Raw genomic sequence first — 25,689 nt, 5'->3', positions numbered from 1 at the left:
CGTTGACGCGCCAGCCCTGCCGGTTTAGCTGGCTGGCATGGCGAGAATTCCTTTGTTGCAGATGTCCGGCATTTCCCTGACCTTCGGGGGTGATCCGGTGTTTTCCGGTTTGGATCTGGTGGTCCAGCCGGGTGATCGAGTTGCGCTTGTAGGGCGCAATGGCTCGGGTAAGTCCACTTTGATGAAGGTGATGGCGGGGCTGGTTGAGGCGGATCAGGGTGAAATCGTTGTGCCTCCGGGTAAGTCCGTCGGGTATATGGAGCAGGACCCGGGGATGGAGGGGTTCGCGACGCTGGGCGATTATGCCTCAAGCGGGTTGGAGCCGGGCGAGCTGTACAAGGTCGAACGCGCAGGCGAGGGCCTGAAATTTGATCCGTCGCGCGCAGTTGAGACCGCCTCGGGCGGGGAACGGCGGCGGGCGGCTTTGGCCAAGCTGATGGCCGAAGCGCCGGACCTGATGTTGCTGGACGAGCCGACCAACCATCTGGATATCGAAGCCATTGCGTGGTTGGAGCGTGAATTGGGCGCGACGCGAACCGCCTATGTGCTGATCTCGCACGACCGCGCATTCCTGCGGGCACTGACCCGTGCGACCCTGTGGATTGATCGGGGCATGGTACGGCGGCAAGAGCAGGGGTTTGAGGCGTTCGAGACTTGGCGCGACAAGGTCTGGGAAGAGGAAGATCAGCAGCGCCACAAGTTGAATCGCCTGATCAAGTCCGAGGCGAAATGGGCGGTCGAGGGGATCAGCGCGCGGCGCAAACGCAATCAGGGTCGCGTGCGGGCGTTGCAGGCCTTGAGGGCCGAGAAGTCGGCACAGATCAAACGTCAGGGCTCAGCCGCTATGTCGCTTGAGGCCGGGCCGAAATCCGGGCGCAAGGTGATCGAGGCCAAAGCTCTGTCGAAAGCCTATGGTGATCAGCAGATCGTGCGCGGCTTTGATCTGTTGGCGCAGCGCGGCGACCGGGTTGCTTTTGTTGGGCCGAACGGGGTGGGCAAAACCACTCTGTTGAAGATGCTGCTGGGGCAGGAGACCCCGGATGAAGGCACCGTGACGCTGGGCACCAACCTGGAGATCGCGGTGTTCGATCAGACCCGTGCGCAGTTGGACCCCGAGATGACCCTGTGGGACAGCCTGACCGGCGACCCCGAGATGCGAGTGTCGGGCAAGGCCGATCAGGTCATGGTCGGCGGGCAGCCCAAGCATGTTGTGGGCTATCTCAAAGAGTTCCTGTTCGATGAACGGCAGGCAAGAGCGGCTGTCAAATCCTTGTCAGGCGGGGAAAAAGCGCGTTTGCTGCTGGCAAAGCTGATGGCGAAACCGTCGAACCTGTTGGTGCTGGACGAACCGACCAACGATCTGGATGTGGAAACTCTGGACCTGTTGCAAGAGCTTTTAGACGATTATGACGGCACGGTTCTGCTGGTCAGTCACGACCGCGATTTTCTGGACCGCATTGCCACCACGACCATCGCGATGGAGGGCAATGGCCGCGCGACCGTCTATGCGGGCGGGTGGTCGGACTATATCGCTCAGCGGGGTGACTTGACCCCCAAGAAAGAAGACAAAACAAAAGCTTCCAAGCCAAAGGTGAAGCAGGAGGTCAAGCCGAAATCGGGGCTGTCCTTCTCGGAAAAGCACCGGTTGGAGAAGCTCCCGGCCGAGATCGCGCGGCTTGAGGCCGAGATTGCCAAGCTGGAAGAGCTGATGGCCGACCCCGACCTGTTCACGCGCGAGCCGGTCAAGTTCCAGAAAGCCACCGAGGCGTTGGTCGAACGGCAGGAGAAACTGTCGGCGGCCGAGGAAGAGTGGCTATTGCTGGAAGAAAAGGCTGAAGGAGCCTGATGGAGGTCGGGGTCACGCCGGTGAGCCCCGACACATTGAGCCCTAGCCGACCCGGCTGAGTTCAAAAAGCGTAAAATCGGCCACCGCTCCATCTGTCGCCTGCATGTAAGCTGCCAAATGGGGCGCGTTCATGTGCTTTTGCCACAGATCCCTGCTGTCCCAGTTTTCATAAAAAACAAAGAAACCGGGATTGGAGTTGTCCACGTGCAGGTCATATTGGATACATCCTTCTTCAGCACGCGTGATCGGGATCAGTTTTTCCAGTTCGGTGCGCACAAGTTCTTCTTTGCCGGGTTGTGCGGTGATCTGGGCGAGAATGGTCAATGCCATGGTGTCTCCATCAGCTTTGAGTTGAGATACCAAAGGGTATGTGGCTTAAATATCTAATGCGCAAGTACGCACTATTTGTGATGGTAGGTACCAAAAGTATACCGAAATTAAAGTGGTGAGGGTTGATGGACCGGTTCGAGAGATATGATTGCAGCGGGGGATGTCCCGTCGAGGCCTCTTTGGAACAGATATCGGGTAAGTGGAAAGGTTTGGTGATCTATCACTTGCTGGGTGGGACGATGCGATTCAATGCCTTGTCCCGTGCTTTGGGCACCGTCACGCAGCGCAGCCTGACCAAACAGCTGCGTGAACTTGAAGCTGACGGGATCGTGCATCGGGAAATATACGCCGAAGTCCCACCAAAAGTAGAATATAGCCTGACCGACAAGGGGCAGGCTCTGCGCCCCGTGATCGAAGCGCTTGCCAATTGGGGTCAGAGCCGTGTCTTATGATCACCGCATCCTCAGCGCGCCGTCGATGCGGATGACCTCTCCGTTCAGATAGCCCATCTCGACGATGAAGGCGGCGAGGCGTCCGTATTCCTTCGGGTCGCCTAAGCGGGGTGGGTTCGGGACGTCGGCGGCCAATTGGGCCTGCACCTCTTCCGGCAGACCGGCCAGCATCGGTGTCATGAAGATACCGGGCGCGATGGTCATCACGCGGATACCGGTTGAGGCCAGATCGCGCGCCATGGGCAGCGTCATGCCGACGACGCCGCCTTTTGACGCCGCATAGGCTGCCTGACCCTTTTGCCCGTCGAACGCCGCGATCGAGGCGGTGTTGATGATGACACCTCGGGCGCCTTCTGCGTCGGGCTCATTCAAGGCCATCTGGGCCGCGGCCAGACGAGCGACATTGAAACTGCCCACCAGATTGATGTCTATGGTGCGCTGGAACGCGTCCAGAGGGTGCGGGCCGTCGCGCCCAACGGTTTTGATACCGTCCGCAATACCGGCGCAATTCACGGCAGCGGTGATCTTGCCCATTTTGTCGGTGGCCAGCTCGACCGCCGCTTTAACCGAGGCTTCTTGGGTTACGTCGGTCTCAGTGAAATACCCTCCGATCTCGGCGGCGACCTTCGCGCCTCGGTCTGCATCGCGATCCAGCAGCGTGACCTGAGCGCCCTGCGCGGCAAAGTGCCGGGCGGTGGCTTCGCCCAAACCGGACGCGCCGCCGGTGATGATGGCTGCGGTGTCGGACAGGATCATGGTGGGCCTCCTCGCGGGTTAATGAACATATGTTCAATAAACAGTTTAGCCGCGCCCTGTCTATAGGTTTGCCTTTGGACCCTGCGTTGGGTTCTGAAGAAATCCTCAGAAACCTTTCAGATCTACTTCACGGAAGATCGCCAACTCGTGAATGAACAACCTGACGCGGTCGGGTGTTTTTTCGTCAGGAGGTGCTGAAATGTTAAAGAGTACGAAGCAAAAACTTGGCGCGCTTGCGATTGCGCCGTTTGTCGGGGTGTTCATGGTCGGAAGCGCAGCAGCCGCGCCAGAAACCTGCAATTGGAAAACAGCGCGTGATCTCGCCAATGCCGGAGATTACGCGGGTTTGTGCGATTGCGCGCAGGTTACACCGAGTTTTCTGGAACGTCTGCAAAGGCGTGCGGATTTCGAAACCACTTTACGCGTGACGGGTGCGCAATGCCCGGGATTGACCACGTTGCTGACCGATTTGCCCACGGCGAGTGTGCAAGTGACCTCGAACCGGGGCGAGGACAAATCGTCTGATGGTCCAGGCAATGGCGGCGGAGGTGGTCCGTCAGGCGGCGGTGACACAGGTGGTGGTGAAGGCCCCGGTGACGGTGGTGGTGACGGTCCCGGTGACGGTGGTGGTGACGGTCCCGGTGACGGTGTTGGTGACGGCCCCGGTGATGGTGGTGGAGATGGCCCCGGTGATGGCGGTGGTGACGGCCCCGGTGATGGCGACGGCAAAGGCGGTGGCGGCAAGGGCGGCGACGGTAAAGGTGGCGGCAAGGGCGGCGACGGTAAAGGTGGCGGCAAGGGCGGCGACGGTAAAGGTGGCGGCAAAGGCGGCGACGGTAAAGGTGGCGGCAAAGGCGGCGATGGCAAAGGTGGCGGCAAGGGCGGCGACGGCAAAGGCGGCGGCAAGGGCGGCGACGGTAAAGGCGGCGGCAAGGGCGGCGACGGTAAAGGCGGCGGCAAGGGCAAAAAATAGCAAGCCGTTTAGCCGGTCCGAGACGCGACCAGTTACTGTGGTGGCCAATTTATGCTGCTAGATCAGACCGGCAGTCTTCGCATTGGCGAGGTTGCCAAGCAAAGCCCCGGGCGCATGTAATCTTTGCGCCCGGGGTTGATAAGGGATCAGCCCAGTTGAACCAGCGCGTGGCGCTTCTTACCCGCGCTCAGTTTGATCGGCGAAGACAGCGCGCCCGCGTCTATCATCAGGCCTGCATCGGTCAGCGGCGCATCGTCTAGCTTGGCCCCGTTTTCCGAGATCAGGCGCTTTGCCTCCTTCCCGGACTTGGCCAGACCGGATTTCACGATCAACTGCACGATGGACATGCCATCGCCCAGCTCATCCGCGCTGAGTGTGAGGGTCGGAAGGTCTCCTCCCACGCCGCCTTTTTCGAACACTTCGCGGGCCGTGGCCTCGGCTGTGGCAGCGGCTTCTGCCCCATGCAGAAGGGTTGTGACCTCATTGGCGAGGCGGATTTTGGCCTCGTTGATCTCGGACCCCTGCAACGCGCCCATGCGGTCGCACTCATCGACCGGAAGCTCGGTGAAGATCTTCAGGAAGCGGCCCACATCGGCGTCGGTGGTGTTGCGCCAGAACTGCCAGAACTCATAGGGCGACAGCATATCGCCGTTCAGCCAGATCGCACCGCCCTGTGATTTACCCATCTTGCGGCCGTCGCTGGTGGTCAGCAGAGGCGTTGTCAGGCCGTAAATCTCGTGATCCAATACGCGGCGCGTCAGGTCGATACCGTTGACGATATTGCCCCACTGATCTGAGCCACCCATCTGCAAAACGCAGCCATAGCGGCGGTTCAGCTCAAGGAAGTCATAGGCCTGCAGGATCATGTAGTTGAATTCGAGGAAGCTCAGCGATTGTTCGCGGTCCAGCCGGGATTTCACGGACTCGAAAGACAGCATCCGGTTGACCGAGAAATGCCGCCCGATGTCGCGCAGGAAATCGAGGTAATTCAGGCTGTCCAGCCATTCGGCATTGTTCAGCATCAGCGCGCCAGTGTCGCTGTCATCGTAAGACAGGTACTTGGCGAAGACCTTCTGCATCCCCGCGATATTGGCGTCGATCTGTTCAGGGCCCAGCAGGGGGCGTTCGTCCGAGCGGAACGAGGGGTCGCCCACCTTGGTGGTGCCGCCGCCCATCAGGGTGATCGGCTTGTGACCGGTCTTTTGCAGCCAGCGCAGGACCATGATGTTCATCAGGTGACCCACATGCAGCGACTGGGCAGTGGCGTCATAGCCGATATAAGCCGTCTGCACCCCGTCAATCAGCGCGTCGTCAAGGCCCTGATAATCGGTGCAGTCGGCGAGAAAGCCGCGCTCGATCATCGTGGCGATGAAATCCGATTTGGGGTGGTAGGTCATATCGTGCCCTCGGGGTTACTGTTGCGGGGCACTGTATAGGCGGCGGCGTGGGGAAGGGGAAGGTGCCTTTTGCGCCGAAAAACACGTCTGGCCAGCGTCGCATGTAGGGCGCGCAAGGCAGAATTCTTTGCATCTCGGGTGCAAGGCGCTTGCCTTGTCTGCCATAGGCGGGGCAGGTTGGCGCCGTTGCACGCTCTGATTGTTCAGAGGGTATGTGCGGCGTCTGATACTGGCAGGAGGCAACCGTGCGGCAGTCCAGCAAAATACAAGGGCCGATCCGTGCGCTTGGGGCGATGTCCGGAACGTCGATGGATGGCGTGGATGCGGCCGTGGTCGAAACCGATGGTCACCGGATCTTCAGCTTTGGTGAAACCGGCTACCGCGCCTATTCCGAGGCCGAACGCGCGGTGATCCGGGCCGCCTTGGGGCAATGGCAAGGCCCCGATGTCGAGGTTGCGGGCGAGTTGGTGACGGTCGCCCATGCCGAGGCCCTGTCGGAATTCGAAGAGGTGGATTTGATCGGCTTTCACGGCCAGACCCTTTCACATGAACCGCGCGGGCGCGGCACCTTGCAGGTGGGCGATGGCGTCGGGCTGGCGCAGGCGCTGGGTTTGCCGGTTGTCTGGGATTTCCGCAGTGATGATGTGGCTTTGGGCGGCGAGGGCGCGCCTCTGGCCCCGTTTTTCCATTTCGCCTGTGCCAAATGGATCGATGCGCAGCAGCCGCTGTGTTTCCTGAACCTCGGCGGTGTCGGCAATCTGACCTATGTAGACCCGTCCTTTGATGGCCCCGAAGCGCCCGGAGCGTTGCTGGCTTTTGACACCGGCCCGGCAAATGCGCCTGTGGATGATCTGATGCAGGCCCGCTTGGGCCAGCCGATGGATCGCGACGGTGCAGTGGCCCGCGGCGGCACTGTGGAAACCGGTGCGCTTGAGCTGTTTCTGGCCGAGCCATTCTTTGCGCGCATACCGCCCAAATCCCTGGACCGAAACGACTTTGCCGAGATGGTGCGTCTGGTGCAGGCGTTGAGCGACGCAGATGCAGTTGCGACCCTGACCGCGATGTGCGCGGCGGGTGTGGCGCAGGGTATGCAGCATTGCCCTAAGCCCCCCGCGCGCGTGCTGGTGACCGGCGGAGGGCGGCAAAACCCCGTTTTGATGGAGATGTTGCGCGTTTCGTTGGATTGCCCGGTCGAGCCGGTTGAGGCCGTAGGGTTGGACGGCGACATGCTCGAAGCTCAGGCCTTCGCCTACCTCGCGGTCCGCGTGGCGCGAGGTTTGCCGACCTCATGCCCTGGAACGACGGGGGTGCAGGCTTTGGTGGGCGGTGGCATTGTCAGTCGGGTCTCGGTGGATCAGGCCAGCTAAGCTGGAAACTTGGGACAAGTGGTTCAAGAGCGGGTCTAAATGTGCAACGCTTGTGTAAAATTGTTTCAACAAAGGTCTTGTTTCATGGCGACAAAAGCGGAACTGGAAGCCGAACTTGAGGCGTTGCGCGCGCGCAACGCGAAGTTGGAGAAGAGCGCCGAGGCGGATGCCGAAGAAAAGGTCCCGACCAAAACGAGCGATGAGATTCGCCGATTGCTGAAAGAGCATGGCGTTGATCTATCCGGTGTCGAGGCCATGGGTGAGGACGTCGTTGCCGAGTTCGGGCGCTTGCAGAAGGACTATCCGATTACGGTTCTGCTGATTGCGTTCTCGCTTGGCTATATGGTCGGTCGGGCCAGCAGGTAGAGAGGGTGAGATGAGCAGACTTAGCAGAAATCTTGTAACGATCTATCGCACGGAACGCCTGATCGCGCGTCGGCGTCTTGCGGTGATGCAGCAGCAGACGATTCTGATGGTGCTGGCGGGTATCGCGGCGCTGGCCGGTTTGGTTGCCTTGAATGTTGCCATCTTTTTCGCGCTGGATGCCTGGATGTCATCTGCTGGCGCGGCTGGCCTACTGGCGGCCGGGAACATGGTTTTAGCGGCGCTGCTGGTTCTGTTTGCGCGGCGGATCAGTGTCGAGGGTGAAATCGCCCCGGCGGTAGAGGTGCGTGACATGGCGATCGCGGACGTTGAAGGCGAGATGGAAGAGATGGCCACTGAGGCGCGTGAGGTGGTACAGGCGGTCAAGAGTATCGGCGCAAATCCGTTGGGCTCGCTGCCAGCGTTGCTGGTACCTTTGTTGACGGCGCTTTTGAAGAACCGGGCTGAGAAATAACTGGGAGGGGGGTGGGGGCGCTGCCCCCGCCGCGCTTTGCGCGACTCCCCCGAGGTATTTTTAGCCAGATGAAGTCTGGATCCCTTGGGCTATCGGTTTCGCGGGATGTCGAAATCGGGGGCGGCGAGGTCGAAACCTTCGAATTCGAAACCGGGGGAGACGGTGCAGCTGACCAGCGTGTATTCTCCGGTCGTTCGGGCCGCTTGCCAGTGGTTTTCAGGGACAACCAGTTGCGGCGCGCCTTCGGACAGGTTGGGGCTGAGAAGGTGGTCAGTTGCGGGGCCTTGGTCGGTTTCACTGATCGACAGGATCAGAGGTGCGCCTGAGTGGTAGAGCCAGATCTCGGTCGCATCGACGCGGTGCCAGTGGCTGGCTTCTTTGGCCTCTAGCAGGAAGTAGATGCAGGTGCCCGTGGCGCGGCCTTCGTTTTGTGCGCGCCAGGTCTCGCGGTACCAGCCGCCTTCGGGATGTTTTTGCAGGTTCAGGTGGTCGATGATCTCTTGCGCGGTCATGTTTGGCCCTTTGGTTTTTGCGCGATTATGCATGGGTTCACACGATCCGCTATGGCAATCATCGCCTGAGGTCATATGTTTGCGCCATGACCCTTATGATCCCTTTTGATAACTCCTATGCCCGTTTGCCAGATGCCTTTTTCACGCGGCAGTCTCCGGTCCCTGTGAAAGAGCCGCAGTTGATTGCGTTCAACGAAGGGTTGGCGCGTATTTTGCGCGTCACGCCCGGAGATGTGACGGAGATGGCGCGGGTTTTTGCAGGGAATACCGTGCCCGACGGGGCAGAGCCTTTGGCGCAGCTGTATTCGGGGCACCAGTTCGGGACCTATAATCCTCAGCTTGGGGATGGCCGTGCGGTTTTGCTGGGTGAGACTGTGGGCGAAGACGGGATACGCCGTGACATTCAGCTCAAGGGTTCGGGCCGGACGCCTTATTCGCGGCAAGGCGATGGGCGGGCATGGTTGGGGCCGGTGCTGCGGGAATACGTTGTTTCAGAAGCGATGCATGCGCTGGGCATTCCAACCACGCGCGCTTTAGCAGCGGTTGAGACGGGTGAAGCGGTTTACCGTGAAGGGCTGATGCCCGGGGCGGTTCTGACCCGTGTGGCGCAGAGCCATCTGCGCGTAGGCACGTTTCAGGTCTTTGCCGGACGCAGGCAGGTCGAAAGCCTGAAACAGCTGACCGACTATGCCATTCAGCGCCACTACCCCGAGGCCCAGGGGCCAATGGGCCTGTTGCGGGCCGTTCGCGATGCGCAGGTGAAGTTGATCGCGGCGTGGATGAGCGTTGGGTTCATTCATGGGGTGATGAATACAGACAATTCCTCGGTCGCGGGGGAGACTATCGACTATGGTCCCTGCGCCTTCATGGACAGCTACCACCCCAATACGGTCTACAGCTCGATCGACCGGATGGGGCGCTATGCCTATTCGAACCAGCCTGAAATCGCGGTGTGGAATCTGGCGCAACTGGCGACGTCTTTGATCCAGCAATATGATGACCCTCAGGACGGTGTAGAAGAGGCGACCGAGATCGTACACGCCATGCCTGATCTGTTGCAGCAGGCGTGGTTGGGTCGCTTCCGTGCCAAACTGGGTTTGACGCAGGAGGAGGAGGGCGATCTTGAGCTGATCACCGACCTGTTGAAGCGTATGGCCGAAGAGCAGGCGGATTTCACCAACATGTTCCGGGCGCTGGGCGGAGAGACCGCGCGGGACCAGTTCACGAACCCCGAGGCGTTTGACAACTGGGCTGAGGGTTGGCAGGCGCGTATATCGCGTGAGGCGGACCCGCAAGGGGTGATGGCCGCCACAAACCCGGCCTTCATTCCACGCAACCACCGTGTTGAGCAGATGATCGAAGCGGCTGTAAAGGGGGACTATGCGCCGTTCCACCGTTTGAACGATGTGTTGTCACGCCCGTTTGAGGATCAGCCCGAGAATGCCGACCTAACACGGCCCCCAAACGACAATGAGGTGGTTCAGGCCACGTTCTGCGGAACCTGATTGCGGCCAAGAAGCTCGAATTGCAGACAGGTCTCGGACATGTCGATGGGCAGGGTGGGTGAGATCAGGCCGCTATCGGCCAGCATGACCGATTCGCGCTTTAGCTGGATTTCCCGCCCGGATTCCGATTTCACGTAGGTGCCCGAAGTGCTGCGGTCTGTCAGGATCAGCTTGCCGGCCTTCATGGACAGAACCGCATGCAGGCGCGAGATCCAGGACTGCGGCAGCACCACATCACAATCGGGCGCACGGCCGATCTTGAACTCTCCGTTCCCAAGACAGCGCCAGACGCGGTCTTCGTGGCGCAGGATCAGGGTCAGACCTTCGCGGGGCTGCCAGTTCTCTTCGGTGCGGCCAAAACTCTGCGGCAGACGCGTCTGCGAGATCGAATCGGATTCGGGGTGGATCAGGGAATAGGCCGTCTGCGGCTCGGACAGCCCTTTCAGGCTGAGCTGGCCCAGAGGTGTCAGCGTGCGCCGAAGATCGGCGGGTAACAAGACGGCGATGCCCTGGCTGAAACAGGCCTCGCCCGGATTGGCGGCGGTCGCAAAGCGGGCGGTCACGTTGACGGCCTCGCCATAGATGCCGCGCTTGCCGATCACGATGGGGCCGCAATGCACGCCGACATGGACCGACAGCGGTGTATGGGTCGAAGGCTCAATCAGTTTCAGGGCTGCATTGTAGGCCGAGCTTGGATTCTCGAAATAGCTGAGAACGTCGTCGCCCTTTTGCCCGACCGGAATGCCGCCGAACTCCTGCAGGACCGAGCGCAGGCGGTCGATCTCAAGCTGGATCAGGCGCTGGGCTTCGTCATCACCCACCGCCTTGTATAGCGGCGTACTGCCCACGATATCGGCAATGATCATCGTGGCGAATGTGGATTCAACGTCCAAGGGCGGGTTTCCTTTTTGCGGCAGTTTAACCCCGCGTCATTTCGTGTAAACTTATTTAGTGTAATGCTCATAGACCTTTGAGGGAACGCGCGTGGTATTGCAATACCGCGCCCGTTCAAAAAGGTTCCAGATTGGTGCCGTTGACCTTGAAAAGCGACATGAAAACACCCTTTGTTCTGCGGCTTGCCAGCTACAATATTCAGAAATGTGTCGGCCTTGATCTTCGGCGTCAACCACAGCGCATCCTCCAGGTTCTCGAAGGTATGCGTGCCGATATCGTCGTGCTGCAGGAGGCTGACAAGCGGCTGCCGCCACGGCCTGCCGCGCTGCCGCAGTTCATGTTGGATGAAGCTGGATGGCAGATCGTCGATCTGGGCGGGGCCGGTAGCCTGGGATGGCACGGGAATGCGGTGATCTGGCGGGGCGATGCGATCTCGGTCCGTCAGACCGGCCATCACGACTTGCCGGGGTTCGAGCCCCGCGGCGCAGTACGGGTCGAGTTCGATACCCCCATAGGGCCGCTCAGGGTCATGGGCATGCATCTGGGGCTGTTGTCCGCGTCCCGCCGTCGGCAGATCACCCATATCCGCCAGTTCGGCTCGAAACTCGAGGATATGCCTACAGTCTGGGCCGGGGATTTCAACGAATGGTCGCGCTCACCTGTGCTGGACAACCTCGTGCCCGAGATGCGGTTTTTGCCGCCGATCCCCAGCTTTCCCGCCGCGCAACCTTTGGGCGCCTTGGATCGGATCGCTCTGGGGCAAGGGGTCGAGGTGCAGGCCCATGGCGTGCATGAAGATCGTCCGGCCCATATCGCATCGGACCACTTGCCGATCTGGGCCGATCTGCGCCGGGCGGGATGATCTGCACCGGTATGTCGAATTCTTGTGGCGCGGCGCGGGCGGACATACTAAGACAGAAACCCGAGCAGTTTCTGAGGGGCATCATGCCGGATACGATCATTTCGCGTTGTGAAGCCAAGGGCCTTCGCATGACCGGCCAGCGGCGCACCATTGCGCAGGTTCTGGAGCAGAACGCGGACCACCCGGATGTCGAGGAACTCTATGCCCGTGCGTCGGCCCTGGATTCGGGCATCTCGATTGCCACCGTCTACCGCACGGTAAAACTGTTCGAAGAGGCCGGCATTCTGGAGCGGCTGGAGTTTGGCGACGGCCGCGCGCGCTATGAGGATGCCGAGCGCGACCACCATGATCACCTGATCGACATGCAATCGGGCGAAGTGATCGAATTCGTCGACCCCGAGATCGAGGCGCTGCAGGAAAAGATCGCGGCCAAGCTGGGCTACAAGCTCAAGGGTCATCGGCTGGAGCTGTATGGCGTGCCGCTGGACAAGGACTGAACCATCAGCAACCGCGATTGACCGCATCACGGCACTTCATCGAAGCTGTCGGAATCAGGCTTGCGATGTCGGGAAAGATGTTGTTCTGCTGATAAAAGGGCCTGACGTCACCGGCCTGTCCCAACGGAAACGCGCATGAACAACGTAAACGGCATTCTGCTGCTTGTCGGCTCGATGGCAGCTTTTGCAGTCGAAGATATGTTTATCAAGCACCTGTCGGTCGCGGTATCGACCGGGCAGATTCTGATTGTGCTGGGCGTATTCTGCGGTTTGGCCTTTGCGCTGTTGTCCGTGGTGACGCGCAAGCGGATCTTTGACCCCGCAGCATGGACCCTCTTGCCGATCGCGCGCGCAGCGTGCGAGGGGCTGGGCGCGGTGTTGTTCGTGACCGCGCTGTCGCTGATCGATCTGTCCACGGTTGCGGCGGTATTTCAGGTTCTGCCGCTGGTGGTGACCATGGGGGCTGCGCTGTTTCTGGGCGAACAGGTCGGCTGGCGGCGGTGGAGCGCCATTGGGGTCGGTTTCATCGGCGTGCTTTTGATCATTCGCCCGGGCCTTGAGGGGTTTCAGCCCGAAACGCTGCTGGTTGTGGCGACCGTCGTCTTCATTGCGGCGCGGGATCTGATCACGCGCAGGTTGGATGCGCGGATTGCGTCTACGGTTGTCGCGTTGCAGGCCTATATCGCCGCTACGCTGGCGGGGCTGGTGTTAATGCTGTCGACGGGTCAGTCTTACGCCACGGTGCAGGCGGCGCAGGTTGGTCCTTATCTGGCCGCTGTGATTTTCAGCATGTTGGGTTACTACGGCATTGTGTCAGCCATGCGGGTGGGCGAGGCCTCGGCCATGATGCCGTTCCGTTATACGCGACTGGTGTTTTCGATGATTGCAGGCGTCTTGATGTTCAACGAACGCCCTGATGCGATGACTTTGGCCGGCGCGACGCTGATCATCGGGTCGGGCCTGTACACCTTTGTCCGCGAGCGTCGCTTGGCCCGGCAGTTGGCTGCCGCCTGATCGGTGTTGGCGCAAACAGCAAACTGTTAGCCCTAAACGCAGGAAAATATGCGTGTTAGCGATAACGCAACCGGTTTACTTTTCGCCGGTTGCTGTTATGAGGCGTGCAACTGATTGCAGCCATAGGAATGGACCTCATGAGCACCATCATCGACATCCACGCGCGCGAAATTCTGGACAGCCGGGGCAACCCGACGGTTGAGGTGGACGTAATTCTGGAAGACGGCACCATGGGCCGCGCGGCTGTGCCTTCGGGCGCGTCGACCGGCGCTTATGAGGCGGTCGAGAAACGCGACGGTGACAAATCACGCTATATGGGCAAAGGCGTGCTGGAGGCCGTGGCCGCCGTGAACGGCGAGATTGCCGAAGAACTGGTCGGCTTTGATGCGACCGAGCAGGTGGCCATCGATCAGGCGATGATTGAGTTGGATGGCACCGACAACAAAGGCCGTCTGGGCGCAAACGCTATTCTGGGTGTCTCGCTGGCAACGGCGAAAGCAGCGGCGGATTTCACCACACAGCCCTTGTATCGTTACGTGGGCGGCACCTCGGCCCGTGTGCTGCCGGTGCCGATGATGAACATCATCAACGGTGGTGAGCACGCGGACAACCCGATCGACATTCAGGAATTCATGATCATGCCGACCTCGGCTGCGAATATCCGCGAAGCCGTGCGTATGGGCTCCGAGGTGTTCCACACGCTGAAAAAAGAGCTGTCGGCCGCAGGTCTGGCCACCGGTGTGGGCGACGAGGGCGGCTTTGCCCCGAACATCGCCTCGACCCGCGAAGCGTTGGATTTCATTCTGAAATCCATCGAAAAGGCGGGCTATAAGCCGGGCGAGGAAATCCATCTGGCCCTGGATTGCGCCGCGACCGAATACTTCAAGGACGGCAAATATGTTCTGGCGGGTGAGGGCATCTCGCTGTCGTCCGAAGAAAACGCGGCCTATCTGGCGGCGCTGGTTGCGGACTATCCGATCATCTCGATCGAAGACGGCATGTCCGAGGATGACTGGGATGGCTGGAAAGCCCTGACCGATGCCATCGGTGACAAGGTGCAGCTGGTGGGCGACGACCTGTTCGTGACCAACCCTGCACGCCTGGCCGAAGGGATCGAGCGTGGCTGCGCCAACTCGATGCTGGTCAAGGTGAACCAGATCGGATCGCTGACCGAAACCTTGCGCGCCGTCGATATGGCGCACCGCGCGCGTTACACCAACGTGATGTCGCACCGTTCGGGCGAGACCGAGGATGCCACTATTGCCGATCTGGCCGTGGCGACCAATTGCGGACAAATCAAAACCGGATCGCTGGCGCGTTCGGACCGGTTGGCCAAGTATAACCAACTGATCCGGATCGAAGAATCTCTGGGTGAAGTTGCGGAATATGCCGGGGCGTCGATCCTGAAACGGTGATTTTAGAACCGGTTCTGAACTCTGTTAGAGGCCCTCTTTCCCCGGAAAGAGGGCTTTTTTGATAGCAATAGGACGGCTGCGACTGTGAATTCCTTCGGCTAAGAGAATTCGCTCTATTTGCAGGTAATTAGAGACTTATTGGATGTTATGTGTGAACTTAATCACACAGAGCTCACGGTTTCGTGTTCTATACTGAAGTCATTACAGAAAGGAGCACACCATGACTGGTTCGAAATTCCTTCTCGTAGCGACAGTTTTCAGCACTGTATTTCTGACGGCCTGTGCAGGGCCGGGGACCTATCCGATCACAGGGCAAAAGGTCTCCTCCGACGATCCGGTGCAGGAGATGTACTATAACCCGAGTGTGGTTTTCCGGGGCGAGTCGCGCTAAAGCGCTTTGCTCATCAGCATGTAGCGCTCGCGTGGTTTGAAGCCGGTGCGCAGATATAGTTTCTGCGTCGCCTCATGCGTTCGGTCGACTTCAAGGTGCAAGGCGGTCAGCCCGGCTTCGGCCAGGGCTTTGGGCAGTTCCAGCAGAACCTCGGTTGCGATTCCGCGGCCGCGGACAGCGGGGCGGATGTAGATTTCGTCCACGAACCCGTCCATGCCGCCAAATTCAACCGACCAGCCGAAGGTCAGGATGATATAGCCCAAAGGCGCGCGGCCCGGGCCGATCAGGTAGATGCAGCCATGGGGGATGCCTTCAAGCAGAGGCACCAGCGCCTCGCGCCGTTGGTCAGCGTCCTGTGCGATCCCCTGTTCGCTGTGGAACGCAGAGACAAGCGCCATCAGGCGGTCCAGGTCTTCGGGGCGAGCCAGTCTTAAAGCGGCGGTCATAGGCGGGCCAGCCTTTCTGTCAGAAGGGTGAAGAAACCATCAGCATCCAGATCGCCCATGAACAGAGCGTTGGGCGTGCGGTCGGTCACGCCCCACCAGTCTGCGACGGTCATGCCAAGGGTCAGCTCGGATTGGGTTTCGATCTCGACATTCACATGGCGGCCCGTGAACAACTCAGGCCGGATCAAGTAGGCCGTGACGCAAGGATCGTGCAGCGGAGCGCCCTCGCTGCCGTATTTGTTCTTGTCGAACCGTTCAAAAAAGTCCGTCATTTCTGCAACGGCAATACCCGCATTGTTGCCAAGCGCCCGGAACGCATCGTTACGCGGCTTGGTGACCAGCGCCTTGTGGGTCACGTCAAGCGACATGACCACGATAGGTCTGCCGCATTTAAACACGATATCAGCGGCTTCCGGGTCGACATGAATGTTGAATTCAGCCGTCGGCGTGATGTTCCCAACCTCGAAATAAGCACCGCCCATCAGTACGATTTCCTGCACCCGGTCGACGATATCGGGGGCCTTTTGGAAGGCGGTGGCTATGTTCGTCAGCGGCCCCAGCGGGCAGAGCGTGACAGTTCCCGGTGCCTCAGCACGCAGGGTGTCGATGATGAAATCAACCGCGTGGCCCTCGGTCAAAGGCATCTGCGGATCCGGCAGAACGGGACCGTCCAGCCCGGTTTTGCCATGCACATGCTCGGCCGTGATCAGGGGGCGGTTCAGCGGACGGTCGCATCCGGCATAGACCGGCACCTCGGTGTGGCCGGCCAGTTCACAGACGATCCGCGCGTTCTTGGCAGTCAGCTCAAGCGGCACATTTCCGGCGACGGCAGTGATGCCCAGCACCTCGATCTCTTCGGGGCTGGCGAGCGCCAGAAGAATGGCGACGGCGTCATCCTGACCAGGGTCGGTGTCGATAATGATTTTGCGGGGCATTGGTGTCTCCGGAGAGCGTGAAGGTCGGACAGTCGCAAGTGTCACGCGACTTGTCCACCTGTTTCAGGCGCCAACTGGCGGGAGTTTGCCATTCGCGCGATGTTCCTCGGTTTTCACTTCGTCCCACAGCGCGTCCATCTCGGCCAGATCGCTTTGTGAGGGGGTCTTGCCACGCGCGGCCAGGCGGGCCTCGACCTGTTCAAAGCGGCGGGTGAACTTGGCGTTGGTGCGGCGCAAAGCGGCCTCGGGTTCGATCCCCAGATGCCGCCCGAGATTGACCATTACAAAGAGCAGATCGCCGAATTCATCCTCAAGCGCGTCGGCGTCCTTGGCGTTACGCGCTTCTTCCAGCTCGGCGGCTTCTTCGGTGATCTTGGCAAGGACATGGCTGGCATCGGGCCAGTCGAATCCCACTCGTGCGGCGCGTTTCTGCAGTTTGTGGGCGCGTAGCAAGGCGGGCAGGTTGGCGGCGACACTGTCGAGCGCGCCTTTCTGTTCCTTGCCTGCGCGTTCCGCCGCTTTGATGGTTTCCCAATCCTGCGTTTGCTGCTCGGCGGATTTGTCGCGAGATTCGTCGCCGAAGACGTGCGGGTGACGGTCGACCATCTTGTCGGACATGGTGCGCACCACGTCCTGAAAGGTGAAATGCCCAGCTTCTTCAGCCATTTGCGCGTGGAAGACGGATTGGAACAACAGATCGCCCAGCTCTCCCTTCAGCTCATCATAGGCCTGCCGTTCGATGGCATCGGCGACCTCATAAGCCTCTTCGATCGTGTAAGGGGCGATGGTCGAAAAGTCCTGTTCTATGTCCCACGGGCAGCCGGTTTGCGGGTCGCGCAAGCGGCGCATGATTTCCAGCAGGCGCTCGATACCCGCATCGCTGTCATGGATCAGAGGATTTTCGGCCATTGCGAACCCTTTCGTTCCGGTGTCAGATGCATCCATTCCGCAGTCCCGATCAGGAGTCCACCCCAGATGCCCGTCGTCAACCGAATTGCCGATTTTGCCGCCGATATGGCCAAGTGGCGGCAGCACTTGCACACGATCCCTGAACTGGAGTTCGAATGCTACGAGACCGCTGCCTTCGTGGCCGAACGCCTGCGCGAATTCGGCGTGGATGAGCTGCACGAAGGCATCGCAAAAACCGGGATGGTGGCGATCATCAACGGGCAAGGCGACGGCCCGACCATCGGGTTGCGGGCCGATATGGACGCGCTGCCAATCTCCGAGGAGACGGGTGTTGAATACGCCTCAAAAAACCCTGGTAAGATGCATGCCTGCGGGCATGACGGGCACACCACGATGCTGTTGGGGGCAGCGCGCTATCTGGCCGAGACGCGGAATTTCACGGGTCGTGTAGCGCTGATCTTTCAACCGGCCGAAGAAGAAGGCGGTGGCGCGGATGTGATGGTGCAGGAAGGCATCATGGACCGGTTCGATATCTCTCAGGTCTATGGCATTCACAATGATCCGGGTAACCCCGAGGGGGCCTTCTACACGACTGCCGGGCCGATCATGGCGGCCGTGGACACGTTCGAGATCCACATACAGGGGCAGGGCGGTCACGGAGCGATGCCGCACCAGACAAAAGACCCGGTGATGGTGGCGTGCGGGATTGCGCAGGCGATCCAGACGATTGTCAGCCGGAACCACTATGCGGTGCAGGATCTTGTCATCTCGGTGACGCAGATTCACGCCGGAACGGTGAACAATGTGATCCCGGATACGGCTTACCTGAACGGCACTGTCCGCACATTTGATCCAACTGTTCAGAAGATGGTGATCGAGAGGATGGAGCAGATCGTGGCGGGGCAGGCGGCCTCATACGGGGTTGAGGCGAGGTTGGACTATCAGATCGGCTATCCGGCAACGATCAATGACGCCGAGAAAGCGGGCTTTGCTGCGGATGTGGCCCGCGAGGTTTCGGGGGACGACCGCGTTATTGACAATATGGGCCGTGAAATGGGGGCCGAGGATTTCTCATACATGCTGCAGGCGCGTCCAGGGGCGTATCTGTTTCTGGGGCAGGGAAAGGGCGCCGGGCTGCATCACCCGAAATACAATTTTAACGATGATATCGCGCCGGTCGGGGCATCGTTCTTTGCCCGGATCGTGGAAAAGGCGCAGCCGCTGGGCTGATAGGGCTGTCCGTCGTTGACTGGCGCGATTACGCCAATATCTTCGCCTCTCCCGATAGGCGGATCGAGTGGAATCGCACCATTCCGGTGTACGGTGTGGCTTTGATCACTTTCGGCGGCCGCCCCGTCTATCCGAAGCGCAACATCACCGGTCTGGACCCGGCCTTTGTGCCGGGTACGGGAACGCCGGTTTTGGGGTGGTTAGCCCTTGATCCAGACGCGGATCAACTGTCTTCTGGCAGGGGCGGTAAGTGAGCGAAAAAAGTAAACGAGGATCGATGCATGTTAACCAATGGTTAGCCAAGTTTCCGCTAAGTGCTGAGAGACGTGATCTGAAGGGATGGGAACCAACTGCACATGACTGAGTATAACCAACCGATCAGCGGCAATGATCTGGCACGGTTCTCCGGGCCGAGCACGTACATGCGGCTGCCGCAGGCGAGTTCTCTGGCGGGGCTGGATGTGGCGCTGTTGGGGATACCGATGGATATCGGCACCTCGTGGCGGTCGGGTACGCGGTTCGGACCCAAGCAAATCCGCAGTGAAAGCGCGATGATCCGGCCCTATAACATGGCGACTTCCGCTGCTCCGTTTGACACATTGCAGATTGCTGATATCGGCGATCTGGCGATCAATACGTTTTCGTTGTCGGAAAGCCTAAAGATCATCAAGGACAGCTATGACGGCATTCTTGCGCAGAATGTGATCCCGGTGGCGATGGGCGGGGATCATTCCATCACCCTGCCGATCCTGCGCGCGATCGCCGCCAAACACGGGCCGGTGGCCTTGGTGCATGTGGATGCCCATGCGGATGTAAACGACGAGATGTTTGGCGAGCGTGAGACCCATGGCACCGTCTTCCGCCGCGCCTATGAGGAAAAGCTGATCGTTCCCGACAAGACCTTTCAGATCGGCATTCGCGGCTCGGGCTATGCCTCAACCGACTTTACCGAGGCGCGAGGCTGGGGCTTCCAGCAATTCCCCGCGTGGGAGTTGTGGCAGCAGAACCTCACGCAGATCGGCTCGCAAATCCGAAAGACGGTCGGCGATCACCCGGTCTATATCACCTATGACATCGACAGTCTGGATCCGGCCTACGCCCCCGGCACCGGCACGCCCGAGATCGGAGGGCTGACAACCCCGCAAGCGCTACAGCTCATCCACGCGCTGCAAGGGGTGAACGTGGTGGGCTGCGATCTGGTCGAGGTTTCTCCGCCCTACGACCCGTCGGGGAACACGGCGCTGACGGCTGCCAACCTTCTGTTCGAGCTTTTGTGCATTCTGCCCGGCGTGACGTCACGGTAGCTGTCCGGGTTCGCCTTGAAACGGCACCTGTTCCGCGTAGGGTTCAGGAAAGGGACAGAGACGGAATGAAACGCATGCTGATTTTGGGTGTTGTTGGTCTGGTGATCGCGCTGGGGGCCTATATCCGGTTTGCGCCTTCTGATCCGGCGGACTGGCACACCGCCCCTCGGGCCGAGACCAACCAGGATCTGCAAGGCGGTGTTCTGCGCGTCGTTGAAACCGGACCCGGGGGACTGGCGGCACTGGATGCCATTGCCCGCAACGGGCCGCGTACAAGCGTTCTGGCTGGGTCGGTAAGTGAGGGGCGGATCACCTATATCACCCGCACCAGGATCATCGGATTTCCCGACTACACCACAGTCCAGCAGGACGGAGACGTGCTGCGCATCCATGGCCGCTTGCGCTTTGGCCGCAAGGATTTCGGGGTGAACAAGGCCCGCGTTGATGGCTGGCTGGCGCAGATGTAGGCAGCGTTCAGGACGCGGATGTCTTGAGGGTCTGATCCAGATCGGGCCAGTCCAATTCTGAGGACAGGCATCCTTCCTGCACCTCGCGCCACATCGGCACATTCAGCGACATCTGGCATTGCGCGGTGAACATTCGGCCATCGACCTGCAGGCAGATCATCTGTCCCAACTCGATCCGCGAGCCTGACGTGTCGGTGCAATAGCAATCGCGCACCTTGCCATCCGGCCCAACATAGTCGGCCATGGCGGGAAGTGCGAGCAGTGATAAAATGAAAACCAACCCCTTCATGCCGGGAACCCTAGCATAAGGCTGGCCCTTGACCAAAGCCCCAGATTGAGAGACACCCGCCGGATGATCCCCGAAGAACGCCTTGAGCAGATAACCCAGCGTTTCCAATACCTCGAAGCCGCCATGGCCGATGGCGCCTCGGGCGGGGATATTGCGACCCTGGCCAAAGAGTATTCCGACCTAAAGCCGGTGGTCGATCAGATCCTGTCCTGGCGCCAGCTGGTCACGGATCTGGCCGAGGCCGAGGCGATGCTGGCCGACCCGGATATGAAGGAACTGGCCGAGGAGGAAATCCCCCAGCTTCAGTCTCGTATCCCCGAGGCCGAACATGCGCTGCAACTGGCGCTGCTGCCCAAGGACGCAGCGGATGCGCGCCCGGCCATGCTTGAAATCCGTCCCGGCACCGGCGGGGATGAGGCGGCGTTGTTCGCCGGGGACCTGCTGCGCATGTACCAACGCTATGCCGAGGCGCGGGGATGGCGGTTTGAGATCATCGAAGAACAGGCCTCGGATCTTGGTGGCATCAAAGAGGTCGTTGCCCACATCAAGGGCGACAATGTCTTTGCACGGATGAAATACGAATCCGGCGTACACCGTGTGCAACGCGTGCCCGAAACCGAAAGCGGCGGACGGATTCACACCTCGGCTGCGACGGTCGCGGTTCTGCCCGAGGCCGAGGATGTAGACATCCAGATCGACGCCAATGACATTCGCATTGATACGATGCGGTCGTCCGGGGCCGGGGGGCAGCACGTGAACACCACCGACTCGGCTGTGCGGATTACCCACTTGCCGACCGGCCTTGTGGTGACCAGTTCCGAGAAATCGCAACACCGCAACCGCGAGATCGCGATGCAGGTGCTGAAGACACGCCTCTATGATCTGGAACGCCAGAGGATCGACAGTGAACGTTCGGCGGATCGGGCCAGTCAGGTGGGATCGGGCGATCGGTCCGAGCGGATCCGGACCTACAACTTCCCGCAAGGCCGGATGACGGATCACCGTATCAACCTGACGCTCTACAAGCTGGATCAGGTCATGCAGGGCGATCTGGATGAGGTGATCGACGCCCTGACCGCGGATGATCAGGCCCGGCTGCTGGCCGAGATGGCGCAATGATTGCGGCCCTGACTGCCGCCAAGGCCATGGCCGCCGCTACAGCCCGGTTGCGCGCTGCAGGGGTCGACGACCCGGCCCGCGACGCGCGGGTCCTGTTGGCGCACGCGGCCCGCATTGAGGCCAGCCGCGTTACGCTGATCGCGCCCGAGGAACTGTCGCCCGACATCGCCGAACGCTATGAGCAACTGGTGTCGCTGCGCGCAATCCGGGTGCCTGTATCGCATCTGTTGGGTGAGCGAGAGTTCTATGGCCGCACTTTCCACGTCAGCCGCGATGTGCTGGACCCGCGCCCGGAAACCGAAACGCTGATCGAGGCCGCGCTGAGCGAGCCTTTTGACCATGTTCTGGACCTTGGGGTCGGCTCGGGCTGCATTCTGGTGACGCTGCTGGCCGAACGCGCCAGCGCCACGGGCCTTGGGGTGGATCTGAGCGAAGCAGCCTGTTTGCAGGCCAGCGCCAACGCGGTGCAGCACAAGGTACAGGGCCGGGCCGAGATTGTGCGCTCGGATTGGTTCGAGCGGATTGAAGGGCAGTTTGACCTCATCGTTTCTAACCCGCCCTATATCGCGCTGTCTGAAATGCAGGCCCTGTCGCCCGAAGTGCGCGAACATGAACCGCGCATGGCTTTGACCGATGAGGGGGATGGGCTGGACGCCTATCGCCGGATCGCGGCAGGCGCGCCGGATTTCCTGACCGAGGGCGGGCGCTTGATGGTTGAAATCGGTCCGACACAGGCAAGGGATGTGTCTGCTTTGTTCGATGCCGCTGGCCTGTCGGATATCCGTGTCATTCCTGATCTGGACGGGCGAGATCGCGTTGTTTTGGGCAGAATTCCAGGTTGAGCGACGGGCATTGAGGCCGAAAAACGCCGGTCTTTGTAAAAAAGCTGCGAAATTTCCCAGAAACCCCTTGTCTGTGGCGGCAGGACATGTTTACTCAGATTTAGTCGGCGAGGTTGACGCTGTTTCAGCGCGCCCCTGACGCCAAGCCCAAAATAGCCGATGACACGTTACGGGACAGGCCTCTGAGCAGCGTAAGGTACGGGTTGATCGGCAGCGAATTGACAAGGCTGACGTAAAGTAAGATGAGATCTTCCAAATCCCGCTCGCGGGCCAAAAACAACCGCAATCGTCCGTCTGGCGGCAATGTCGTCAACCGGGTGTTCGACAGCTCGGGCCCCGAGGGCAAGGTGCGTGGCACGCCGCAGCAGATCATTGACAAATACAACCAGCTTGCGCGCGATGCCCAGCTGTCCAACGACCGTGTCGCGGCTGAGAACTTTCAGCAACACGCCGAGCACTATCTGCGGATGCTGAGCGATGCACAGCGCGAGATTGAAGCGCGTCGCGAAGAGCAGGAGCGCCAGAACCGCGAACGGCAGGCCGAGCGTGACCGTGAACGCGCTGAGCGTCAGGAACGTGAAGCCGCGCGACAGGCCGACCCGGCTGAGACCCCACAGCCCGATGTGATGGATTTCGGCGCGCCCGAGCCTGCACCGGAAAGCGGCTTGGTCGAAACCCCCGAGAACAAGAGCGCCAAGGCCCCCGAGAAGGCTGAAAAGCCTGCGCGCAAACCGCGTGCCCCGCGCAAGCCCAAAGCTGCACCTGCGGCTGAGGAAGCGCCAAAAACCGATGGGGACGCGCCCGAAGCGGCTGAATAAGCTGGTTCAGAGCAGGTCGGACAGCAGTTCGGACCACTGCTGAAACGATCCTCCCATGCGGCCCATCGCGTGGGAGCCGAAATAAAGCCGCTCTAACGCGGCTGATTTTCGACTAAGTATTGCATCCGAGGCGTCGGGATGCATCTCTTTCAGAACCGAACGCAGGTCCCGGCACAGACGGTCCGAAACTCGGGCGCAGCGTTTGGCGCTTTCGGGATCGAATGGCGCCATTTCCACCATGGCGTTGCAGACAAAACACCCCACCTTCCGGGAAGGTTTTGCCGGGTGATACTCTGTCCGCATGAACAGCGCCGTCAATCTGTCCATCGGCGTACCGTTTGCCTGATCAGTCAGTGCGGTCAGCGCGATATTCATCCGTGTTTCGGCATAGTGGTCGATGGCGCGCAGATAGACGGAATGCTTGTCCACGAACGCCTTGTAGAAAGAGCCACGCGTCAGAGACATCGCATCCAGCAGGTCGGGCAGGTTCGTGCCGGCATAACCATGCTGCCAGAAGGTCACCATCGCGCCTTCCAGCGCGGCGGCTTCTTCAAATTCTCTGGGTCTGCTCATGCTCAGGTCGCTTCTTTATCGAAAGGAAACCGTCCGGATCGTTCCGGACGGCTCCAACAAAAGCAACGTATCCTGTGTTGTAATCAAGGACAATTGCTGCCTGCTTGATCAGGATTCAGGCAGGGGTTGTGGGTGGATGAATCCCAATTCAGGTTTGGCGGAATGCGGGAAGAATTTGGCGGTACCGTCCTGCAGTCCGGAATGCACCTGATCCCAGTTAGCCTGCGTCAGGGCTAGCATATTGTCCATATCCTTCAGATAGCGCTCTTTCACCTCTTCGGACCAGTTGAGGTACAGCTTGTCTTCGTGGATGAACCAGCCGTTCACGAAATCGACCTCGGCGGCATACCCATTGGCCACGGCCCATGAGCACCAACCGTTGTTCTGCGGCGCATAGGCCTCAGGGTTTTCGTTGAACAGGTTCAGGTTGTCGGCGCTGGAAAACACCCAGATACGATCTTTGTATTCGGTGCGATGCTCCATCACTCCTTTGGCCGGTTTGCCTTCGATGAAATAGGCCACCGGATCAAAGCCATCCATGGCGATGCCACGGCTGGTTGAGTTCACGACATGATCGCTGAACGCGGCGGATTCGGCCTGCGCGGACTGAGCGCCAAGTGCCACCGCAATGGCGCAGACAGCGCCCATGATGAGATGTTTCATAGATACCTTCCCTTTGTTGTTTTGTTGGGGCTCTTTTATTGGGTACCAATTAGTACATAACTCATGGAGCGAGTTTGTTCACGTTTTCGTTACAACTATGCACCGAAGTTTTCGACTAGAAAAAGTAAAGAAATAACAAAGGTATGCGCGGACGGGCAGCAATGCCGCCCGAGGCGGTTCAAGGGGATTTTACCGCGCGTGCAAGCGCACAGAACGCTTCAAGCGGGATTTGTTCAGCCCGATCGGTGGGCTTGATTCCCGCTGTAATCAGGCGGTCTTCGATATCCGGAGCAAGGCCTTTCAAGGACGCGCGCAGCATCTTGCGGCGTTGATTGAAAGCGGCGGCCACGACGCGGGACAGGGTGGCGGCGTCGGCGGGATAGCGCGGCTCGGGCAGGGCGGTCAGGTGGACCACGGCGCTGGAGACTTTGGGCGGTGGGGTGAACGCGCCGGGGGGCAAGGACATGGCGATGCGCGCCTCAGCCCGCCATTGAGCCAGAATCGCAAGGCGGCCATAGGCTTTGCTTCCGGGTTGGGCGACGATGCGTTCGGCCACCTCGCGCTGGAACATGAGGGTCAGGCTCTGCCAGAAGGGCGGCCATTCCGGCGGGGTCAACCAGCGCACCAGCAGTTCGGTGCCGACATTGTAGGGCAGGTTGGCTGCGACCCGGATGGGCGGGGTCAGGTGTTCCAGCGGGTTGATTTCCAGCGCGTCGCCGTTGATCACCTCAAGCTGGCCCGGATAGGCGGCGGCGATGTCGTTCAACGCGGCGATGCAGCGGGTGTCTTTTTCCACCGCCACAACCTTGCGCGCGCCCTCAGAGAGCAGCCCGCGCGTCAGTCCTCCGGGGCCGGGGCCGATTTCCAGAACGTCACAGGTGCTGAGGTCCCCGGCCTGGCGCGCGATCTTGGCGGTCAGGTTCAGATCCAGCAGAAAGTTCTGGCCCAGCGACTTGCGGGCTGACAGCTGGTGGGTCGCGATAACCTCACGCAGTGGGGGAAGGGTGTCGATAGCGCTCATGATCCGGTTACCGTGACGCGTTTG

At 60.2% G+C, this 25,689-nt stretch carries 31 protein-coding genes; 19 read left to right on the top strand and 12 right to left on the bottom strand.

The features are described from left to right. Window positions 1–37: 37 nt before the first annotated feature. Window positions 38–1,846, top strand: a complete 1,809-nt coding sequence (locus AC2FD8_RS03865) for an ABC-F family ATP-binding cassette domain-containing protein (protein ID WP_496854126.1) — start codon at window positions 38–40, stop codon at window positions 1,844–1,846. Window positions 1,847–1,888: 42 nt separating this feature from the next. On the opposite strand, the gene AC2FD8_RS03860 is transcribed toward AC2FD8_RS03865, so the two are convergent. Then, window positions 1,889–2,176, bottom strand: a complete 288-nt coding sequence (locus AC2FD8_RS03860; RefSeq protein WP_496854125.1) for a putative quinol monooxygenase — start codon at window positions 2,174–2,176, stop codon at window positions 1,889–1,891. A 125-nt stretch (window positions 2,177–2,301) separates the two neighbouring features. Between AC2FD8_RS03860 and AC2FD8_RS03855 the strand changes: the two genes are divergently transcribed. Further along, complete coding sequence (locus AC2FD8_RS03855; RefSeq protein WP_496874285.1) at window positions 2,302–2,628, top strand: winged helix-turn-helix transcriptional regulator; 327 nt, start codon at window positions 2,302–2,304, stop codon at window positions 2,626–2,628. On the opposite strand, the gene AC2FD8_RS03850 is transcribed toward AC2FD8_RS03855, so the two are convergent. Continuing rightward, window positions 2,629–3,384, bottom strand: coding sequence for a 3-hydroxyacyl-CoA dehydrogenase (locus tag AC2FD8_RS03850; protein ID WP_496854123.1), 756 nt, complete (start codon window positions 3,382–3,384; stop codon window positions 2,629–2,631). 199 nt (window positions 3,385–3,583) lie between these two features. Here AC2FD8_RS03850 and AC2FD8_RS03845 point away from each other — a divergent pair, with 199 nt between their 5' ends. Beyond that, entirely contained in the window at window positions 3,584–4,357 is a 774-nt protein-coding gene (locus AC2FD8_RS03845) for a hypothetical protein (protein ID WP_496854122.1), read from the top strand. 146 nt (window positions 4,358–4,503) lie between these two features. Here AC2FD8_RS03845 and tyrS read toward each other — a convergent pair whose 3' ends face one another. Further along, the gene (tyrS, locus tag AC2FD8_RS03840; RefSeq protein ID WP_496854121.1) at window positions 4,504–5,754 is read right to left on the bottom strand and encodes a tyrosine--tRNA ligase; all 1,251 of its coding nucleotides are present in this window, start codon (window positions 5,752–5,754) and stop codon (window positions 4,504–4,506) included. Window positions 5,755–6,047: 293 nt separating this feature from the next. On the opposite strand from tyrS, the gene AC2FD8_RS03835 reads away from it, so the two are divergent. The 3 genes from AC2FD8_RS03835 to AC2FD8_RS03825 all read left to right on the top strand — a co-directional run bounded on the left by AC2FD8_RS03835 (window position 6,048) and on the right by AC2FD8_RS03825 (window position 7,959). Next, the gene (locus AC2FD8_RS03835; protein WP_496854408.1) at window positions 6,048–7,121 is read left to right on the top strand and encodes an anhydro-N-acetylmuramic acid kinase; all 1,074 of its coding nucleotides are present in this window, start codon (window positions 6,048–6,050) and stop codon (window positions 7,119–7,121) included. A gap of 84 nt (window positions 7,122–7,205) precedes the next feature. Then, the gene (locus AC2FD8_RS03830; protein ID WP_496854120.1) at window positions 7,206–7,487 is read left to right on the top strand and encodes a hypothetical protein; all 282 of its coding nucleotides are present in this window, start codon (window positions 7,206–7,208) and stop codon (window positions 7,485–7,487) included. A gap of 10 nt (window positions 7,488–7,497) precedes the next feature. Continuing rightward, window positions 7,498–7,959: a hypothetical protein gene (locus AC2FD8_RS03825; protein WP_496854119.1), complete on the top strand. Its 462-nt coding sequence runs from the start codon at window positions 7,498–7,500 to the stop codon at window positions 7,957–7,959. Window positions 7,960–8,048: 89 nt separating this feature from the next. On the opposite strand, the gene AC2FD8_RS03820 is transcribed toward AC2FD8_RS03825, so the two are convergent. Continuing rightward, entirely contained in the window at window positions 8,049–8,471 is a 423-nt protein-coding gene (locus tag AC2FD8_RS03820; RefSeq protein ID WP_496854118.1) for a cupin domain-containing protein, read from the bottom strand. A gap of 86 nt (window positions 8,472–8,557) precedes the next feature. Between AC2FD8_RS03820 and AC2FD8_RS03815 the strand changes: the two genes are divergently transcribed. Next, window positions 8,558–9,976: a protein adenylyltransferase SelO gene (locus AC2FD8_RS03815; protein WP_496854117.1), complete on the top strand. Its 1,419-nt coding sequence runs from the start codon at window positions 8,558–8,560 to the stop codon at window positions 9,974–9,976. On the opposite strand, the gene AC2FD8_RS03810 is transcribed toward AC2FD8_RS03815, so the two are convergent. Beyond that, window positions 9,952–10,869: an adenylate/guanylate cyclase domain-containing protein gene (locus tag AC2FD8_RS03810; RefSeq protein ID WP_496854116.1), complete on the bottom strand. Its 918-nt coding sequence runs from the start codon at window positions 10,867–10,869 to the stop codon at window positions 9,952–9,954. The two genes, AC2FD8_RS03815 and AC2FD8_RS03810, sit on opposite strands and share 25 nt — an antisense overlap. A gap of 158 nt (window positions 10,870–11,027) precedes the next feature. On the opposite strand from AC2FD8_RS03810, the gene AC2FD8_RS03805 reads away from it, so the two are divergent. The 5 genes from AC2FD8_RS03805 (at window position 11,028) to AC2FD8_RS03785 (ending at window position 15,049) form a co-directional block, all read left to right on the top strand. Then, complete coding sequence (locus AC2FD8_RS03805) at window positions 11,028–11,732, top strand: endonuclease/exonuclease/phosphatase family protein (protein WP_496854115.1); 705 nt, start codon at window positions 11,028–11,030, stop codon at window positions 11,730–11,732. Window positions 11,733–11,815: 83 nt separating this feature from the next. After that, window positions 11,816–12,229 carry a Fur family transcriptional regulator gene (locus AC2FD8_RS03800; protein ID WP_496854114.1) on the top strand — a complete coding sequence of 138 codons (414 nt, stop codon included), beginning with the start codon at window positions 11,816–11,818 and terminating at the stop codon, window positions 12,227–12,229. A 135-nt stretch (window positions 12,230–12,364) separates the two neighbouring features. Then, window positions 12,365–13,243 carry a DMT family transporter gene (locus AC2FD8_RS03795; RefSeq protein WP_496854113.1) on the top strand — a complete coding sequence of 293 codons (879 nt, stop codon included), beginning with the start codon at window positions 12,365–12,367 and terminating at the stop codon, window positions 13,241–13,243. Window positions 13,244–13,380: 137 nt separating this feature from the next. Further along, complete coding sequence (gene eno, locus AC2FD8_RS03790; protein WP_496854112.1) at window positions 13,381–14,658, top strand: phosphopyruvate hydratase; 1,278 nt, start codon at window positions 13,381–13,383, stop codon at window positions 14,656–14,658. 220 nt (window positions 14,659–14,878) lie between these two features. Next, a complete protein-coding gene (locus tag AC2FD8_RS03785; protein ID WP_496854111.1) occupies window positions 14,879–15,049 on the top strand; it encodes a hypothetical protein in 171 nt (56 codons plus the stop codon). Here AC2FD8_RS03785 and AC2FD8_RS03780 read toward each other — a convergent pair. From AC2FD8_RS03780 to mazG, 3 genes are all read right to left on the bottom strand, one after another. Beyond that, window positions 15,046–15,495: a GNAT family N-acetyltransferase gene (locus AC2FD8_RS03780; RefSeq protein WP_496854110.1), complete on the bottom strand. Its 450-nt coding sequence runs from the start codon at window positions 15,493–15,495 to the stop codon at window positions 15,046–15,048. The genes AC2FD8_RS03785 and AC2FD8_RS03780 overlap by 4 nt on opposite strands. Beyond that, a complete protein-coding gene (locus tag AC2FD8_RS03775) occupies window positions 15,492–16,430 on the bottom strand; it encodes a nucleoside hydrolase (RefSeq protein WP_496854109.1) in 939 nt (312 codons plus the stop codon). The genes AC2FD8_RS03780 and AC2FD8_RS03775 overlap by 4 nt, the downstream gene beginning before the upstream one ends. 63 nt (window positions 16,431–16,493) lie before the next feature. Then, window positions 16,494–17,339 carry a nucleoside triphosphate pyrophosphohydrolase gene (mazG, locus tag AC2FD8_RS03770; RefSeq protein WP_496854407.1) on the bottom strand — a complete coding sequence of 282 codons (846 nt, stop codon included), beginning with the start codon at window positions 17,337–17,339 and terminating at the stop codon, window positions 16,494–16,496. 66 nt (window positions 17,340–17,405) lie between these two features. On the opposite strand from mazG, the gene AC2FD8_RS03765 reads away from it, so the two are divergent. The 4 genes from AC2FD8_RS03765 to AC2FD8_RS03750 all read left to right on the top strand — a co-directional run bounded on the left by AC2FD8_RS03765 (window position 17,406) and on the right by AC2FD8_RS03750 (window position 20,340). After that, window positions 17,406–18,569 (top strand): M20 aminoacylase family protein, encoded by a 1,164-nt coding sequence (locus tag AC2FD8_RS03765; RefSeq protein ID WP_496854108.1) that lies wholly within the window; start codon window positions 17,406–17,408, stop codon window positions 18,567–18,569. Window positions 18,570–18,664: 95 nt separating this feature from the next. After that, the gene (locus AC2FD8_RS03760) at window positions 18,665–18,823 is read left to right on the top strand and encodes a hypothetical protein (protein WP_496854107.1); all 159 of its coding nucleotides are present in this window, start codon (window positions 18,665–18,667) and stop codon (window positions 18,821–18,823) included. Window positions 18,824–18,925: 102 nt separating this feature from the next. Further along, window positions 18,926–19,873 carry an agmatinase gene (speB, locus tag AC2FD8_RS03755; protein WP_496854106.1) on the top strand — a complete coding sequence of 316 codons (948 nt, stop codon included), beginning with the start codon at window positions 18,926–18,928 and terminating at the stop codon, window positions 19,871–19,873. 65 nt (window positions 19,874–19,938) lie between these two features. Beyond that, window positions 19,939–20,340, top strand: a complete 402-nt coding sequence (locus AC2FD8_RS03750) for a DUF1499 domain-containing protein (protein WP_496854105.1) — start codon at window positions 19,939–19,941, stop codon at window positions 20,338–20,340. A gap of 7 nt (window positions 20,341–20,347) precedes the next feature. On the opposite strand, the gene AC2FD8_RS03745 is transcribed toward AC2FD8_RS03750, so the two are convergent. Further along, window positions 20,348–20,629, bottom strand: coding sequence for a hypothetical protein (locus tag AC2FD8_RS03745; RefSeq protein WP_496854104.1), 282 nt, complete (start codon window positions 20,627–20,629; stop codon window positions 20,348–20,350). Between the two features lie 63 nt (window positions 20,630–20,692). Here AC2FD8_RS03745 and prfA point away from each other — a divergent pair, with 63 nt between their 5' ends. The 3 genes from prfA to AC2FD8_RS03730 all read left to right on the top strand — a co-directional run bounded on the left by prfA (window position 20,693) and on the right by AC2FD8_RS03730 (window position 23,408). Then, a complete protein-coding gene (gene prfA, locus AC2FD8_RS03740; protein WP_496854103.1) occupies window positions 20,693–21,748 on the top strand; it encodes a peptide chain release factor 1 in 1,056 nt (351 codons plus the stop codon). Next, complete coding sequence (gene prmC / locus AC2FD8_RS03735; RefSeq protein ID WP_496854102.1) at window positions 21,745–22,590, top strand: peptide chain release factor N(5)-glutamine methyltransferase; 846 nt, start codon at window positions 21,745–21,747, stop codon at window positions 22,588–22,590. Before prfA ends, prmC begins: the two co-directional genes overlap by 4 nt. 242 nt (window positions 22,591–22,832) lie before the next feature. Beyond that, entirely contained in the window at window positions 22,833–23,408 is a 576-nt protein-coding gene (locus AC2FD8_RS03730; RefSeq protein WP_496854101.1) for a DUF4167 domain-containing protein, read from the top strand. A gap of 6 nt (window positions 23,409–23,414) precedes the next feature. On the opposite strand, the gene AC2FD8_RS03725 is transcribed toward AC2FD8_RS03730, so the two are convergent. The 3 genes from AC2FD8_RS03725 to rsmA form a co-directional block, all read right to left on the bottom strand. Next, complete coding sequence (locus AC2FD8_RS03725) at window positions 23,415–23,981, bottom strand: TetR/AcrR family transcriptional regulator (protein WP_496854100.1); 567 nt, start codon at window positions 23,979–23,981, stop codon at window positions 23,415–23,417. A 108-nt stretch (window positions 23,982–24,089) separates the two neighbouring features. Next, window positions 24,090–24,644, bottom strand: a complete 555-nt coding sequence (locus AC2FD8_RS03720) for a YHS domain-containing (seleno)protein (RefSeq protein WP_496854099.1) — start codon at window positions 24,642–24,644, stop codon at window positions 24,090–24,092. A 178-nt stretch (window positions 24,645–24,822) separates the two neighbouring features. Beyond that, window positions 24,823–25,665, bottom strand: coding sequence for a 16S rRNA (adenine(1518)-N(6)/adenine(1519)-N(6))-dimethyltransferase RsmA (gene rsmA, locus AC2FD8_RS03715; protein WP_496854098.1), 843 nt, complete (start codon window positions 25,663–25,665; stop codon window positions 24,823–24,825). Window positions 25,666–25,689: the final 24 nt, after the last annotated feature.

This window comes from Ruegeria sp. YTSC192 (genome assembly GCF_059609705.1).
The sequence above is the reverse complement of the archived record's forward strand: the minus strand, read 5'-3'. Positions and strand labels throughout refer to the sequence as shown.

Bases quoted from the DNA above. Each gene is read 5' to 3' on its own strand.
- AC2FD8_RS03800 (WP_496854114.1), top strand. From the start codon at position 11,816: ATGCCGGATACGATCATTTCGCGTTGTGAAGCCAAGGGCCTTCGCATG.
- AC2FD8_RS03765 (WP_496854108.1), top strand. From the start codon at position 17,406: ATGCCCGTCGTCAACCGAATTGCCGATTTTGCCGCCGATATGGCCAAG.
- prfA (WP_496854103.1), top strand. From the start codon at position 20,693: ATGATCCCCGAAGAACGCCTTGAGCAGATAACCCAGCGTTTCCAATAC.
- AC2FD8_RS03780 (WP_496854110.1), bottom strand. From the start codon at position 15,495: ATGACCGCCGCTTTAAGACTGGCTCGCCCCGAAGACCTGGACCGCCTG.
- AC2FD8_RS03730 (WP_496854101.1), top strand. From the start codon at position 22,833: ATGAGATCTTCCAAATCCCGCTCGCGGGCCAAAAACAACCGCAATCGT.
- AC2FD8_RS03785 (WP_496854111.1), top strand. From the start codon at position 14,879: ATGACTGGTTCGAAATTCCTTCTCGTAGCGACAGTTTTCAGCACTGTA.
- AC2FD8_RS03795 (WP_496854113.1), top strand. From the start codon at position 12,365: ATGAACAACGTAAACGGCATTCTGCTGCTTGTCGGCTCGATGGCAGCT.
- eno (WP_496854112.1), top strand. From the start codon at position 13,381: ATGAGCACCATCATCGACATCCACGCGCGCGAAATTCTGGACAGCCGG.
- rsmA (WP_496854098.1), bottom strand. From the start codon at position 25,665: ATGAGCGCTATCGACACCCTTCCCCCACTGCGTGAGGTTATCGCGACC.
- AC2FD8_RS03815 (WP_496854117.1), top strand. From the start codon at position 8,558: ATGACCCTTATGATCCCTTTTGATAACTCCTATGCCCGTTTGCCAGAT.
- AC2FD8_RS03805 (WP_496854115.1), top strand. From the start codon at position 11,028: ATGAAAACACCCTTTGTTCTGCGGCTTGCCAGCTACAATATTCAGAAA.
- AC2FD8_RS03745 (WP_496854104.1), bottom strand. From the start codon at position 20,629: ATGAAGGGGTTGGTTTTCATTTTATCACTGCTCGCACTTCCCGCCATG.
- AC2FD8_RS03855 (WP_496874285.1), top strand. From the start codon at position 2,302: ATGGACCGGTTCGAGAGATATGATTGCAGCGGGGGATGTCCCGTCGAG.
- AC2FD8_RS03835 (WP_496854408.1), top strand. From the start codon at position 6,048: ATGTCCGGAACGTCGATGGATGGCGTGGATGCGGCCGTGGTCGAAACC.
- AC2FD8_RS03825 (WP_496854119.1), top strand. From the start codon at position 7,498: ATGAGCAGACTTAGCAGAAATCTTGTAACGATCTATCGCACGGAACGC.
- AC2FD8_RS03775 (WP_496854109.1), bottom strand. From the start codon at position 16,430: ATGCCCCGCAAAATCATTATCGACACCGACCCTGGTCAGGATGACGCC.
- AC2FD8_RS03845 (WP_496854122.1), top strand. From the start codon at position 3,584: ATGTTAAAGAGTACGAAGCAAAAACTTGGCGCGCTTGCGATTGCGCCG.
- AC2FD8_RS03720 (WP_496854099.1), bottom strand. From the start codon at position 24,644: ATGAAACATCTCATCATGGGCGCTGTCTGCGCCATTGCGGTGGCACTT.
- AC2FD8_RS03725 (WP_496854100.1), bottom strand. From the start codon at position 23,981: ATGAGCAGACCCAGAGAATTTGAAGAAGCCGCCGCGCTGGAAGGCGCG.
- mazG (WP_496854407.1), bottom strand. From the start codon at position 17,339: ATGGCCGAAAATCCTCTGATCCATGACAGCGATGCGGGTATCGAGCGC.
- AC2FD8_RS03865 (WP_496854126.1), top strand. From the start codon at position 38: ATGGCGAGAATTCCTTTGTTGCAGATGTCCGGCATTTCCCTGACCTTC.
- tyrS (WP_496854121.1), bottom strand. From the start codon at position 5,754: ATGACCTACCACCCCAAATCGGATTTCATCGCCACGATGATCGAGCGC.
- AC2FD8_RS03820 (WP_496854118.1), bottom strand. From the start codon at position 8,471: ATGACCGCGCAAGAGATCATCGACCACCTGAACCTGCAAAAACATCCC.
- AC2FD8_RS03750 (WP_496854105.1), top strand. From the start codon at position 19,939: ATGAAACGCATGCTGATTTTGGGTGTTGTTGGTCTGGTGATCGCGCTG.
- speB (WP_496854106.1), top strand. From the start codon at position 18,926: ATGACTGAGTATAACCAACCGATCAGCGGCAATGATCTGGCACGGTTC.
- AC2FD8_RS03850 (WP_496854123.1), bottom strand. From the start codon at position 3,384: ATGATCCTGTCCGACACCGCAGCCATCATCACCGGCGGCGCGTCCGGT.
- AC2FD8_RS03860 (WP_496854125.1), bottom strand. From the start codon at position 2,176: ATGGCATTGACCATTCTCGCCCAGATCACCGCACAACCCGGCAAAGAA.
- prmC (WP_496854102.1), top strand. From the start codon at position 21,745: ATGATTGCGGCCCTGACTGCCGCCAAGGCCATGGCCGCCGCTACAGCC.
- AC2FD8_RS03830 (WP_496854120.1), top strand. From the start codon at position 7,206: ATGGCGACAAAAGCGGAACTGGAAGCCGAACTTGAGGCGTTGCGCGCG.